This is a genomic window from Variovorax sp. GW821-FHT10C12 (assembly GCF_059415405.1).
In genome coordinates this window covers 373,435-386,519 of record NZ_JBWKNE010000001.1, presented here as the reverse complement: position 1 = coordinate 386,519, position 13,085 = coordinate 373,435, and the positions used below count along the sequence as shown (strand labels likewise).

The 13,085-nt window shown below is 68.9% G+C and carries 14 protein-coding genes; 9 read left to right on the top strand and 5 right to left on the bottom strand.

Features of this window, described 5'->3' with window-relative positions; genetic code table 11:
* Positions 1-42: 42 nt before the first annotated feature.
* Positions 43-1,017 carry a tripartite tricarboxylate transporter substrate binding protein BugE gene (locus AC07OH_RS01830; RefSeq protein WP_101492274.1) on the bottom strand — a complete coding sequence of 325 codons (975 nt, stop codon included), beginning with the start codon at positions 1,015-1,017 and terminating at the stop codon, positions 43-45.
* A 116-nt stretch (positions 1,018-1,133) separates the two neighbouring features.
* Between AC07OH_RS01830 and AC07OH_RS01825 the strand changes: the two genes are divergently transcribed.
* The gene (locus tag AC07OH_RS01825) at positions 1,134-2,051 is read left to right on the top strand and encodes an AEC family transporter (protein ID WP_070059542.1); all 918 of its coding nucleotides are present in this window, start codon (positions 1,134-1,136) and stop codon (positions 2,049-2,051) included.
* Between the two features lie 708 nt (positions 2,052-2,759).
* Here the strand turns inward: AC07OH_RS01825 and AC07OH_RS01820 are convergent.
* Together AC07OH_RS01820 and AC07OH_RS01815 are read right to left on the bottom strand one after the other, a co-directional pair.
* The gene (locus AC07OH_RS01820; protein ID WP_495299363.1) at positions 2,760-3,509 is read right to left on the bottom strand and encodes a sulfite exporter TauE/SafE family protein; all 750 of its coding nucleotides are present in this window, start codon (positions 3,507-3,509) and stop codon (positions 2,760-2,762) included.
* A gap of 50 nt (positions 3,510-3,559) precedes the next feature.
* Positions 3,560-4,813 carry an MFS transporter gene (locus AC07OH_RS01815; protein WP_495299362.1) on the bottom strand — a complete coding sequence of 418 codons (1,254 nt, stop codon included), beginning with the start codon at positions 4,811-4,813 and terminating at the stop codon, positions 3,560-3,562.
* 89 nt (positions 4,814-4,902) lie between these two features.
* Between AC07OH_RS01815 and AC07OH_RS01810 the strand changes: the two genes are divergently transcribed.
* The 7 genes from AC07OH_RS01810 to AC07OH_RS01780 all read left to right on the top strand — a co-directional run bounded on the left by AC07OH_RS01810 (position 4,903) and on the right by AC07OH_RS01780 (position 11,455).
* On the top strand, positions 4,903-5,796 hold the full coding sequence (locus tag AC07OH_RS01810) for an AraC family transcriptional regulator (RefSeq protein WP_070059575.1): 894 nt from the start codon (positions 4,903-4,905) through the stop codon (positions 5,794-5,796).
* A 65-nt stretch (positions 5,797-5,861) separates the two neighbouring features.
* Positions 5,862-6,548, top strand: a complete 687-nt coding sequence (locus tag AC07OH_RS01805; RefSeq protein WP_495299361.1) for a phosphatase PAP2 family protein — start codon at positions 5,862-5,864, stop codon at positions 6,546-6,548.
* 164 nt (positions 6,549-6,712) lie between these two features.
* Entirely contained in the window at positions 6,713-6,955 is a 243-nt protein-coding gene (locus tag AC07OH_RS01800; protein ID WP_070059577.1) for an acyl carrier protein, read from the top strand.
* Entirely contained in the window at positions 6,952-8,169 is a 1,218-nt protein-coding gene (locus AC07OH_RS01795; protein ID WP_495299360.1) for a beta-ketoacyl-[acyl-carrier-protein] synthase family protein, read from the top strand. Before AC07OH_RS01800 ends, AC07OH_RS01795 begins: the two co-directional genes overlap by 4 nt.
* A 122-nt stretch (positions 8,170-8,291) precedes the next feature.
* Complete coding sequence (locus tag AC07OH_RS01790; protein ID WP_495299359.1) at positions 8,292-8,747, top strand: DUF2501 domain-containing protein; 456 nt, start codon at positions 8,292-8,294, stop codon at positions 8,745-8,747.
* A 61-nt stretch (positions 8,748-8,808) separates the two neighbouring features.
* Complete coding sequence (locus AC07OH_RS01785) at positions 8,809-10,539, top strand: SulP family inorganic anion transporter (protein WP_495299358.1); 1,731 nt, start codon at positions 8,809-8,811, stop codon at positions 10,537-10,539.
* A 31-nt stretch (positions 10,540-10,570) separates the two neighbouring features.
* The gene (locus AC07OH_RS01780; RefSeq protein ID WP_095744724.1) at positions 10,571-11,455 is read left to right on the top strand and encodes a LysR family transcriptional regulator; all 885 of its coding nucleotides are present in this window, start codon (positions 10,571-10,573) and stop codon (positions 11,453-11,455) included.
* 10 nt (positions 11,456-11,465) lie between these two features.
* On the opposite strand, the gene AC07OH_RS01775 is transcribed toward AC07OH_RS01780, so the two are convergent.
* On the bottom strand, positions 11,466-11,879 hold the full coding sequence (locus AC07OH_RS01775) for a GFA family protein (RefSeq protein WP_492680964.1): 414 nt from the start codon (positions 11,877-11,879) through the stop codon (positions 11,466-11,468).
* 132 nt (positions 11,880-12,011) lie between these two features.
* Here AC07OH_RS01775 and AC07OH_RS01770 point away from each other — a divergent pair, with 132 nt between their 5' ends.
* Positions 12,012-12,518, top strand: coding sequence for a GNAT family N-acetyltransferase (locus AC07OH_RS01770; RefSeq protein WP_495299357.1), 507 nt, complete (start codon positions 12,012-12,014; stop codon positions 12,516-12,518).
* Here AC07OH_RS01770 and AC07OH_RS01765 read toward each other — a convergent pair.
* Positions 12,502-13,080 (bottom strand): DUF3299 domain-containing protein, encoded by a 579-nt coding sequence (locus AC07OH_RS01765; RefSeq protein WP_492680968.1) that lies wholly within the window; start codon positions 13,078-13,080, stop codon positions 12,502-12,504. The two genes, AC07OH_RS01770 and AC07OH_RS01765, sit on opposite strands and share 17 nt — an antisense overlap.
* Positions 13,081-13,085 lie beyond the last annotated feature (5 nt).

Sequence of the window (13,085 nt, the reverse complement as noted above, 5' to 3'; positions counted from 1 at the left end):
GCCGCCCGGAACGCGGGCGGCTTTCGGGGGAAGCGAAGCCGGTCAGTCGAGCTTGAGGTTCTGCTTCTTCACGACCTGCTTGTACACGTCGAACTCGGCCTTGATCTGCGCGGCGAACTGGTCGGGCGTGTTGGCCACGATCAGCGAACCGGTGTCTTCGATGCGCTTCTTCACGGCCGGATCTTCCACCGCCTTCTTCACGCCGGCGTTGATCTTGTCGACCACTTCCTTCGGCAGGCCCTTCGGGCCGAGGATGCCGTAGTAGGCCATGCGGTTGACCGGCTCCAGGCCGACTTCCTTGAAGGTCGGCACGTTCGGCAGGCCGGCCACGCGCGTCGGCGCCGACACCACGATCGGCACCAGGCGGCCGCTCTGGATGAAGGGCATCGCCGAGGGCAGGTTGTCGAAGATGATCGGCACCTGGCCGGCCACCACGTCGTTCAGCGCCGGGCCCGCGCCGCGGTACGGGATGTGCGTGACGAAGGTGGTGGTCAGGCTCTTGTACAGCTCCATCAGCAGGTGGCCGATGCCGCCCGTGCCCGACGAGGCGTACGAATACTTGCCCGGGTTCTTCTTCAGCTCGGCCACGAACTCGGCGTAGTTCTTGGCGGGGAAGCTCGGGTTCACGGCGATCACGTTCGGCGTGGCCGCGATGTTGATGATCGGCGTGAAGTCGGTGATCGGGTCGTACGGCGTCTTCGGGTTGATGGCCGGGTTGGCGGCGGTGCTCGACACCGTGGCCACGCCCAGCTTGTAGCCGTCGGCCGGTGCGCGCGCCGTTTCGGCCGCGCCCACGATGCCGCCGCCACCGGCGCGGTTGATCACCACCACGGGCTGGCCCAGCACCTTGCCCAGCGGGTCGGCGATCACGCGCGCCACGATGTCCGTCGTGCCGCCGGGTGCGAACGGCACGCTCAGTTCGACCGGCTTGGTGGGATAGCCCTGCGCGAAACTCTGACCTGCCACTGCGACCAGCGCGGCGGCGCCCGCAAGCGCGCTCCATTGACGACGTTGCATCGATAACTCCTTGACTAGACGGGACCGGCCGAGGCGGCCGGAAAAAAGCGAAGCCCGGATGCTAGCGGGTCGGGGCTTTCCGTCATGCTGTGGAATACCCACGGTTGTGCCGGTTTATGCTCGAAGCGGTGAACTACGCGCAGCTGCTCTTCCCCGATTTCTCCCTCATCGCCATCGGCTGGCTCCTGTGCCGCTACACCGCGCTCGACCGCCGCGTGTGGGACCAGGTCGAGAGCCTGGTGTATTACTTTCTATTTCCCGTCCTGCTGTTCCATTCGATCGTGCGCAGCCCGCTCGACTTCGGCGCGACCTCGAGCCTGCTGACCGCGGGCGTCGGCGTCGGGCTGGCCGGCATCGCGATGGCCTACGCCCTGCCCTTCGTGCCGGGCCTGCGCTCGCACATCGACCGGCACGACCATGCCGCGAGCGCGCAGATCGCATTCCGCTTCAACTCGTTCATCTGCCTGGCGCTGGCCGAGCGGCTGGCCGGGCCGGAAGGCCTGCTGCTGATTGCCGTGTTGATCGGCGTGTGCGTGCCGATGTTCAATATCGCCGCCGTGTGGCCGATGACGCGGCACGCGCAGACCGGCTTCGTGCGGCAGCTGGTGCGCAACCCGCTGATCGTGGCGACGCTGGCGGGGCTGCTGGCCAATGTGCTGGGGCTCACGGTGCCTGGCTGGTTGACGCCGACGCTCACGCGGATCGGGGCTGCGTCGCTGGCGTTGGGGCTGCTGGCGGCGGGGGCGGGGATGCAGTTCGCGACGTTGGGGAGGGGGAAGGTGTTGGCGGTGTCTGTGTTGGCGATACGGCATTTCTTTTTGCCGCTCGTGGCTTGGGGGTTGTCGCTGGCTTTGAAGCTGGACGCTACGCAGGCTTCGGTGTTGATGGCCTTCTCAGCCGTGCCGACCGCGTCGAGTGCCTATGTGTTGGCGGCGCGGATGGGCTACAACGGACCGTACGTCGCGGGGCTGGTGACGCTGTCGACCATCCTTGGGGTGGTTAGTTTGCCGTTTGCATTGGCGCTACCTCGGTAGTTGGACGTCTTCAGGGATTTGCTTCCCGAGGCCGGGTCTCGCCCCGGCAGGCGACCTACTTTTCTTTGCTTCGCCAAAGAAACGTAGGCAAAAGAAAGGCGACCCTACTGTCTGCGTCCCTCCGCTTCGCTACGGGCAACCTGCGGTGCTCACGTTTCGCGGGGTCTCGCCCAAACTCGCTTCGCTCAAACAAGGGCGAGCCCTGATCCGCGAAACGCTCCGCTCCTCGGCGCATACAGAAGGGATTGGGGAACCCCTCGGGCCATCGCTTCGCTCGGCCAGTGGGCCGCAGCAGGCGCTGCGCGCCTGCTGCGGCGGGGATCGGTAGTGGCGTTGGTCGTTGCGTGAGCGCAGGCGCCAGCGCTAGTGCAAATGCAGAGGTGACTGTGAGCACGAGCACAGCTCGTGGCATGCGGCTGTTGGAAGTTCCCGGGCCGAGCGAAGCGACGGCCCGCTGGTATCCAAATCCCCTCTGGCTGCGCCGAGGAGCGCAGCGTTTCGCGGATCAGGGCTCGCAGCTGTTTGAGCCGCAGGCGAGTTCTGCGAGACCCCGCGAAACGCGAGCACCGCAGGTTGCCCGCAGCGAAGCGGAGGGTCGCAGACAGTGGGGTCGCCTTTTCTTTGCTTACTTTCTTTTGGCGAAGCAAAAGAAAGTGAGTCGCCCGCCGGGGCGAGACCCGGCCTCGGAAAACAAACCAGCCCCAGGGCTCAGCGTGCCAACAAAGCAGGCACCGCAGAAGCCAACATAGCAACCCCTGAAAGAGTCAACAAGCTCAGCACGATCTTGCGAAACGCCGCTTCGCTGATCCCGATGTAAAGCCGCGCACCCAACAACACCGGCACTGCAACAGCCGCCGCGACCAATGCCAAAAGAGGCACCACAGAACGCCCAATGCTCCCGCTAGCCACATGCACCGCAAATGCCACAGCCAGCATCGAGAGATTGAAGTTTTGGATCACAGCGCGCTGCGTGTCGCGCTGGAAGCCCCGCAGCGTGCACCACAACGTAGGCACGACACCCGAGAAGCCCCCGATGCCCGCCATCACACCGCCGATGGCCCCCGCAACGCCGTCCGCCGCGCGACCGCCAAAAGTGATCTTCGGCAAGTGCTGCGACATCAGCATGGCCGGGCACCACAGCACCAGCAGCGTGCCCAGGCACACCTTGAACAGCACGATGTCCAGGTGCGGCAGCAGCCAGACACCGAAGGGCACGCCGACCAGGCCGCCGAGCACGAAGGGCCAGAGGATGCGTTTGTCGAAAGTCCGCCGCACCGTGAGCGCCGCAATCACCTGCCCCGTGAGGGCGCCGAACAGCGCGAGCACGGCGGCCAGTTGCGGCTCCAGCGTCCAGGCCCACACAGACATCGCGACCATGCCGAACGCAAAGCCCGACAGGCCCTGCACGAAACCCGCCAGCACAGCGCCGACGATCACATAGACATACAAGGCTTGCATGCGGCCGATGATAGGGGCCGCATGCAGAAGCTCTCACGCCCGGAGGAGATCTATGCCGACGCAGGCACCAGCGCCGTGCGACGCACGCGCCGCACATTGAAGGCACTGGCGATCAGCACGCCCTGCACCAGCGCCAGCCCGACGATCACGCTCGTGTACTGGCCGTGGTCCATCAGGCGACCGAACACCAGCGGCGCCACGGCCTGGCCGATGTCTAGGCCCGCGTACACCACGCCGTAGACGCGCCCGGTCGCATTGGGCGGCGTCGACTTCTTCACCAGCAGGTCGCGCGACGGCCCGGCGATGCCCGAGACGAAACCCATCGCGCCGAACAGCACCGGCACCATCACCGGCGGAAACTGTGCAAAGGCCAGCACCAGCGCCAGCGCCGCCGCCACGCCGAAGCCCGCGCCCACGATGCGCTCGCAGCGCGAGGGATCGGACGCCAGGAAGCCGCCCACCACCATGCCGGCCGCGCTCGCCACCATGTAGACCGTGAGGCACACCGCCACCAGCGCCACCGGCACCGCGTGCAGGTGGCCGGCGGCCACGGGCGCGAAGGTCTGCACCACGCTGATCACGGCGGCATAGAAAAAGAAGAAGCCGAAGCACATCCACACGGCCGGGATGCGCAGGAAGTCGAACTCGCCGCCGACCGGCGTGGGCTCGCCGTGCCCCGTGGCCTTGTGCACGGCCGCTGCGTCGAGCGCCAGCACGCCGCGGTAGATCCACAGGATCAGCAGCACCACGATCGCCACCACGCCGGCCGAGGCCAGCGCCACGCGCCACGAAAAGGCAATGGCGATCGGCACCACGAAGGCCGGCGCCAGCGCCCAGCCCAGGCTGCCGGTGATGCCGTGCACGCTGTAGGCATGGCCCAGCCGCGTGGGCGCGACCTTGCGGTTGAACAGCGTGTAGTCGACCGGGTGGAACACGCCGTTGCCGATGCCGCCGACCACCGCGCACGCCAGCAGCATCCAGTAGCTCTGCGCCATGGCATAGCCGAAGGCCGCGAGCCCCAGCGCGCCCAGCCCGACGAACAGCACCGGGCGCGGGCCCAGCTTGTCGACGATGAAGCCCGAGGCCGCCTGCACGATGCACGAGACCACGAAGAACACGGTGAGCACCGCGCCGAGCTCGACATAGCTCACCTGGAACGCGTCCTTCAGCCACGGGAACAGCGGCGCCAGGATGAGCTGGCTGAAATGGCTCACCGCATGCGCCAGGCCGACCAGCCCGATCAGTTGGGCGTCGCTGCGCAAGGAGGGGGCGGGGGCCGCATTCGGCGTGGAAGTGGATGACATGGATTGCTACAAAAAACCGGGGGGAGCACCGATGCTATGCGGCGCCGACGCGGCAGAATGGCGATACAGCGACAACATTTGTCGAAACCATGCCAAGCGCCGTTCCCCCCCACGCTCCGCCCGCTCCCGAGCCAGCCTCCCCCGCCAAGGCGCGCGGAACGCCCACCGCGCCGACCAACAGCGTGGGCCCGCTCACGCCGCACCTGTACGCCCCCGACGCGGTGCGCCCGCTGCGCGCCAAGGAACACTTCCTGAGCGCCGACACGCTGGTCGAACTGCACGAGCACCCGTGGCCGCAGCTCACGTTCTCCACGCGCGGCGTGATCCGTTTGAGCACGCAGGACGGCAGCTACATCGTGCCGCCGTCGCGCGCGCTGTGGGTGCCGGCCAACATGCCGCACAGCATCACGCTGATCGAAGACGCCGAGCTGCGCACCGTCTACCTGCACGCCTGGATCGCGCCCACCTGGGAGAAGTGCGAGGTGCTCGAGATCAGCCCGCTGCTGCGCGCCCTGATGCTCGCGCTCGACACCACGCCCGACGGCCTGCCCCCGGCCGACCCGCACGCGCCGCAGCGCGAACGCATGATCGCGCCGTTGCTGGTCGACGAGGTCGAGCGCGCCACGCAGATCCGCATCGACGTGCCGCTGCCCTCCGACAAGCGCCTGCGCCAGCTGTGCGAGACGCTGCTGCGCAACCCGGCCGACCGCGCCACGCTGGCCGAACGCGCCGCCGCCATCGGCGCCAGCGAGCGCACGGTGGCGCGGCTGTTTCGCGACCAGCTCGGCATGAGCTGGCAGCAATGGCGCCAGCAGGCCGTGATGGCGCACGCGCTGCCGCTGCTGGCGCGCGGCATGGCCGTGAGCCAGGTGGCGTCGGCCAGCGGCTACGCCACCGACAGCGCCTTCTGCGCCATGTTCAAGGCGGCCACGGGGCGCTCGCCCACCTCGTTCCAGCACCGCAAGCGACCGGCCACCCTTTGATGCCGCAGGGCATGGACGGGGCACGCCATGGTGCTCTGGCAAGATCGGCGACCGACACCGACACCATGCACTCACCGATCCCCCTGCACATCGCGGCCGAGGCCAGGCCTGCAACGTGGACCGCCGACATCTGGCTGCGCATCCGCCGCCATTTCCTGCTGAAGGCGGTCGGCACCACGGCCTTCACCTGGCTGTTCTTCATCGGCTACTTCCACCTGCTGCGCAACCCGGCCTTTCCGGTCACGGTGATGCCGCTGACGGCGCTGGACCACCTGATTCCGTTCCAGCCCTACACGCTCGGCGCCTACCTGTCGCTGTGGGTGTACGTGGGCTTCGCGCCGGGGCTGCAGCTCACCTTTCGCGAGCTGGTGGTCTACGGGCTGTGGATCGGCGCGCTGTGCCTGAGCGGCCTGGGCCTCTTCTACTTCTGGCCGACGCAGATCCCGCCGATGGACATCGACGTCTCGGGCTACCCCGGCTTCGCGATGCTGCAGGGCGTGGACGCGGCGGGCAACGCCTGCCCCTCGATGCATGTGGCGGTCGCCATCTTCACGGCCGTGCGCCTGGCCGACGTGCTGCGCGCGGCGCGCACGCCATGGCTGTTGCAGGCGATCAACTGGGCCTGGTTTGCCGCCATTGCCTATTCCACGCTGGCCGTCAAGCAGCATGTGGTGCTCGACGCGGTGGCCGGCGCGCTGCTCGGGCTGGCCTTTGCGCTGCCCTCGTTGCGCTGGCGCCCCGGTCGCCGTTGATCCGGGGCCGACCCGAGGATTTCCCTAAGGTCGAAGCGGATATCATCAATCACCATTGATCATCAACACAGGCCGAACGAGGAAGGGATCGACCCGTGGCCCGCCACCCGCAAGGGACAGGCAGCCCATCGATCAACGGCGGCACAAGACGACAGGCATCGCAGATGAGTTCGCTGAAGGAATTGCAGGACCTGATCCACGAGAAGTACGGCATCGAACCGTCCAAGCTCGACCCGCACGCCTCGATGCGTGAAACCGGCGGACTCGATTCGCTGGCACTGGCCGAATTCCTGTTCGCCATCGAAGACCATTTCGGCATCACCATGCCCGACGAAGACGCGAGCATCGACACCCTGGCCGAGCTCGCGCAGCTGGTCGACAAGGTCCGGGCCGCCAAGACAGCGTGAGCACGCACGAAGTCGCCGTCACCGGACTGGGCGTCATGGCGCCGCATGGCGACGCGCCCGACGCGCTGTTCGACGCGCTGCTGCAGGGCCGCTCCGCCATCGCACCGGTCTTTCCCGAACTCCCCAAACCCGCCGCCGCCGCCACGGTCGCCTTCGACGAGACGCGCTGGTTCACCAAGCTGCAGCTCGCGGGCGTCGACCGCGTGAGCCAGCTGGCCGTGGCCGCCGCCGACCTCGCCCTGCGCGATGCCGGCCTGGCGCTGGGCGATGCCGGCATCGATGCCGAGCGCGTCGGCGTCTACGCCGGTTGCGGCATGGGCGGCGCCGCCGCACTCGAAGCCGCCTACCGCGGCAACGGGCGCGTCTCGCCGCTCACCATTCCCGCCTTCATGCCCAACGCGCCGGCCGCCCACGTGGCGATGCGCAACGGCGTGCTGGGCCCGGTGCTCACGTACTCGGTCGCCTGCGCCTCGTCGTCGGTGGCCATCGCCGAGGCCGCCAAGGCGGTGCAGCGCGGCGAGGTCGACATCGCCATCGCGGGCGGCAGCGAAGCGCTGATCGTCCCAGGCGTGGTGCTGGCCTGGCAGGCCATGCAGACGCTGGCCGGCTTCCAGCCCGGCGAAGCGGCCGGCGCGGTGCGCCCCTTCGCCACCGACCGCAGCGGCTTCGCACTGGGCGAAGGCTCGGCCTTCCTCATCCTCGAATCGGCCGAGCGCGCCCGCGCGCGCGGCGCCCGCCGCTACGCCACGCTGGCCGGCTGGGGCCTGAGCAGCGACGCCACCCACCTCACCAAGCCCGACGCACCGGGCCAGGCCCGCGCCCTGCGCGCCGCGCTGCGCCAGGCCGGCCTGCAGCCGCGCGACGTGGGCTACTGCAACGCCCACGGCACGGCCACGCGCATCGGCGACGTGGTCGAGCGCAACGCGCTGGCCGAGGTCTGGGGCGCCGACTTCGACACCCTGCGCGTCAGCTCGACCAAGGCGCTGCACGGCCACATGCTGGGCGCGGCCGGGGCCATCGAGGCGCTGATCACCGTGCTGGCGCTGCACCGGCGCGAGCTGCCGCCCAACGCGAACTGCCACGACATCGATCCCGACTGCCGGATGAACCTCGTCGCCCCCGGCGACAGCGCCGCCCCCGCGCTCGAGGCCGCCATCAGCAACTCCTTCGCCTTCGGCGGCACGAACTCCGTGCTGCTGTTCCGCCAAGGCTGAACTGCGTGCTTTTGCGGGCCGTGCGCACCCCGTGGCGCTGTGCCCCGCGCGATAGAGACATTCCGGGCTCTCCGGTATGCTGGTGGGCGCTTCTCCCCCCATGTCCGTCCAAGGAGGCCACCATGCACGTTCGCTCCACATTCATCGCCCTCGCCCTGCTCGTCGCAGGCGCCTCGGTGCAGGCCGACAACCTGCTCGACCAGCTGAAAGAACAGGCCGGCGCGGCGGTCAACTCGCAAGGCAGCAGCAACAGCGGCGCCGGCGGCTCCGCGCTCAGCAACCTCAGCCTCGGCGGCTTCAAGATGCCCGCCATCGGCTCCAGCACCGTCGGCAGCGCGGCCGGCGTGCTCGAGTACTGCGTCAAGAACAACTACCTCGGCGGCGATGCCGCCTCCGTCAAGGACAAGCTGCTGGCCAAGATCACCGGCCAGAAGAAACAGGAAAACGACTTCGCGAGCGGCGCCAAGGGCCTGCTCAAGGGCGGCGACGGCAAGTCGCTCAACCTCAAGGGGCTGTCGTCGAAGGTCAAGGAAAAGGCCTGCGACTACGTCCTGAAGAACGCGACCTCACTGATCTAGGCTCTTTCTCTCTCTCCCGCTCTCCGCGCGCGGCGTGTCCGCCGTGCGCGCGCCCCGCTTCATGAATCCGGCTTCCCCTTCCTCTTCCCCCGCACCGTCTCTTCGCCAGCGCCTCGCACGCTGGGTTCCCTGTCTTGGCTGGCCCCGACCTTCCGCCGCGCTGCTGCGCAACGAGGCCATGGCCGGCATCACCGTCGCGCTGATGGTGCTGCCGCAGGGCGTGGCCTATGCGGCGCTGGCCGGCATGCCGCTGGTCACGGGCGTGTACGCGGCGCTGTTTCCGGCGCTCATCGCCGTGATGTTCAGCTCGTCGCAGCGGCTGTCGGTGGGGCCGACCGCGCTCACCAGCCTGCTGGTGGGCGCGTCGCTCGCGCCGCTGGCGGTGGCGGGCAGCGACGAATGGGTGGCGATGGCGGTGTGGCTCACGCTGATGTCGGGCGCGATCCAGATCGTGCTCGGCGCGGGGCGCTTCGGCTGGCTGCTGCGGCTGGTCAATTCGCCGGTGCTGATCGGCTTCACGCAGGGCGCGGCGGTGCTGATCGCGATCTCGCAACTGCCCGCGCTGCTGGGCTTCACGGGCCGCACCATCCCGCAGGTGCTGCAGGGCGGGCCACTGCCCGACCTCACGGCCATCGCCTTCGGCCTGGGCAGCATCGCCGTGCTGTGGCTGGGCAAGCGCTGGGTGCCGCGCTTCCCGACCACGATGGCGCTGGTGGCTGGCGCCGCGGCCATCAGCTGGAGCATCAACTACGCGCTGCGCGGCGGCGCCGTGGTGGGCGCCCTGCCCTCGGGCCTGCCTTCGTTCTACTGGCCCGGCCTGCTGCCGGCGCACACCTTCAGCGCGCTGGTGCTGCCGGCGCTGATGATCACGCTGGTGAGCTTTCTTGAAACCGCCTCGAGCGCCAAGGTCGACAACGGCCGCGCCGGCACGCTGTGGAACGAAAACCAGGACCTGATCGGCCAGGGCCTGGCCAAGCTGGCCTCGGGCTTCTCGGGCGCGTTCCCCACCAGCTCGTCGTTCTCGCGCTCGGCCATCACGCTCTACGCAGGCGCGCAGACCGGCTGGGCGACGCTGTTCAGCGTGGCCGTGGTGGCCGGTGCGCTGCTGTGGCTCATGCCGCTGCTGTACCACGTGCCGCAGGCGGTGCTGGCGGCGGTGGTGGTCACGGCCATCCTCGGGCTGGTGAAGCCGTCGAGCTTCACGGCGCTGTGGCGCATCTCGAAGCTGGAGGCCGGCATCGCCTTCGGCACCTTCGTGCTCACCATCGCCACCGCGCCGAGCATCTACTGGGGCGTGCTGGGCGGCCTGCTCGCCAGCCTGGCGCACTACATGTACCGCCACCTGCACCCGCGCATCATCGAAGTGGGCCTGCACCCCGACGGCAGCCTGCGCGACCGCCACCTCTGGAAGCTGCCGCCGCTCGCGCCGCAGCTGTATGCGGTGCGCATGGACGCCGAACTCGACTTCGCCTCCGCCTCCACGCTGGAGCGCGCGCTCACGGTCGCACTGGCCGAGCGCCCCGACCTGACCGACGTGTGCCTGTTCGCGCAGCCGATCAACCGCATCGACATCACCGGCGCCGAGGTGTTCGGCTCGATCCGCCGGATGATGGAATCCAAGGGCGTGCGCCTGCACCTGAGCGGCATGAAGCTGCCGGCCATGCAGGTGCTGGAACGCGCCGGCCTGCTGGCGCCGGGGCCGATGCTCTTCAGCTATCGCACCGACGCCGAAGCGCTGGCCGCGCTGATGCCGCGCATCGACATGCCCGAAGAAGCCGAAGCGGCGGCCTGACCGCGCGCGCCTCTTCCCCCACACGGGCGCCATGAAAACCACCATCGAAGAACTGGTCGCCTTCCGCGCCGTGGTGGATACCGGCTCGATCACCGCCGCGGCCGACCAGTTGGGCCAGACCGTGTCGGGCATCAGCCGCGCATTGAGCCGGCTCGAGCAGAAGCTCGGCACCACGCTGATGCGCCGCACCACGCGGCGGCTCGAACTCACCGAGGAAGGCGCTGCCTTTTTGCAGCGCACGCGCGCCATCCTCGACGCGATCGACGACGCCGAGGAGCACATGGCCGCGCGCCGTCAGCAGCCCGCCGGCCGGCTGCGCGTGAACGCGGCCTCGCCTTTCATGCTGCACGCCATCGTGCCGCTGGTGCCGGAGTTCCGCCGGCTCTACCCGCAGATCAGCCTCGAACTCGACACCGACGACCTGCCCATCGACCTGCTGGAGCGGCGCACCGACGTGGCGATCCGCATCGGCCCGCTGCGCGATTCCACGCTGCATGCGCGCCCGCTCGGCACGCACCGGCTGCGCGTGCTCGCGAGCCCCGCCTACCTCGACGCCCACGGCAAGCCGCGCAAGGTCGACGAACTGGCCGGGCACGCGCTGCTGGGCTTCACCCAGCCCGAGTCGCTGAACCGCTGGCCGCTGCGCGGCGTGCACGGCGACGAATGGACCATCGCGCCCACCGTGGTCGCGTCCAGCGGCGAGACGCTGCGCCAGCTGGCGCTGGCCGGCGTGGGCATCGTCTGCCTGTCGGACTTCATGACCGCCGCCGACCGCGCCAGCGGCGCGCTGGTGCAGGTGCTGCCCAAGGACACGGTCGACGTGCGCCAGCCCGTCAACGCCGTGTATTACCGCAACACGCAGCTGTCGGCGCGCATCACCTCGTTCCTCGATTTTCTGTCGCAGCGCATGGGCTGACCGGCCGGGTTCAGCCCGGCGGCATCCGCTCGAACTTCGGCAGCGCCGGGTCGAGGAAGTCCCAGGCGTGCCCGCGCACCGCGTACGTGACCGCCTGCGGCCGGTAGCGCCCCGGGTCGTCCAGGCTGGCGGCATGCACGGTGAAGACGCCGGGCATCGCCGCGAAGGTCATGTACACGGGCGAGCCGCAGGTCGGGCAGAACGCGCGTGTCTTCATGTTGCCGCTGTCGCCCTTGAGGCTCCACAGCGTGGCCGCGCCCGTCTGCTTCACCTTGGCACCCGCGAAGCTGAGGTACGAGCCGTGGCCCGTGCCGCTCTTGTGCTGGCAGTCGAGGCACTGGCAGTCGTTCTGGTACACGGGTTCCCCTGAAATCTCGTAGCGGATGGCGCCGCATGCGCAACCGCCGGTGTAGGCCGGGTTCATGGTTCTTGTCCTTTCGAAGTGGTGAAGGGCAATCTAGTCGCGCAAGGACTGGAGCAGGGAGTAACAAGATCGTCGTGAATCCGGGACGCGCCAGAATCCGGCAGTCACGCAGCCCTATCCCAAGGAAATGCCATGCACGTCGACCTGGTGTCCGAAGCCCAACACGACTCGCTCATCGAGCTGCTGGCCGAGTTGCACGCCTTCTACAACGAAGGCACGCACGTGCCGCGCGAGTGGGTGCGCGACCACCTGCTGGGCAATCTCCTGGCGCCCGGCTCGCCGCACCAGCTCGTGGTGGCGTCGACAGACGCGCGCACCGTGGTCGGCCTGGCCGCGATCACCTGGGTTTTTTCGCTGGTCGACTTCGCGCCTGAACAGCGCAGGCACTGCCAGCTCAAGGAGCTCTATGTGAAGTCGGGCCACCGCAGCGCCGGGGCGGGTCGCGCGCTCATGGCCTGGGTGGCGGCACGTGCCGTCGCCCAGGGGTGCCACCGCATCGACTGGCCCGTGAAGGCGACGAATGCGCGGGGCATTGCGTTCTACGAAGGGCTCGGCGCGTTCCGGGTGACCGAGCGGCTGAGCTACCGGCTGCTGCAGCCGGCCTTGAGCGAGCTGGCGGCCTTCACGGCCCCTGCGTGACGACCAACCGCTCGACCGCCGCCGACGCGATCTCATAACCGCTCACGCCCATGTCGGCCGATGCGTAGCGCGCCGCCTTCAGCGTGCCGCTCACGCGCACCGTGTCCATCGCGTGCAGCCCCTTCACGGGCGCGGGCGCGATCACGTGGACGATCTGGTTGGCGGGCGGCGGCGGGGTGTGGATGCAGGCGCCGAAGTACGGCACCAGCAAGAATTCGCGGATGCCGTCTTGCGTGGCATCGAGCGGCACGACGAAGCCCGAGAGCTTCACGGGTTTGCCGTCGAGCGAGACGTTGACCGGCGCGTTGTCCCAGACGGCGCGCATCTCGTCGAGCATCTGGATCGCGCGCGGGTCGTTGTCGCGCAGCGCTTCGAGGCTGATGTTGCGGTAGCGCTTGGTGGGGTCCCACTCCTTGGGAATCAGCGCCTCCCACGAAAGCTCTGGCGCGGCCGGCGAGACCGCGGCCTGCCCGCCCGCCCCCTCCTGGCCACAGCCGGCCAGTCCGATGCACGCGAAGGTCACTAGCAACGCCGACACGACGCGCGAAACGAAAGCACTCATGCCCC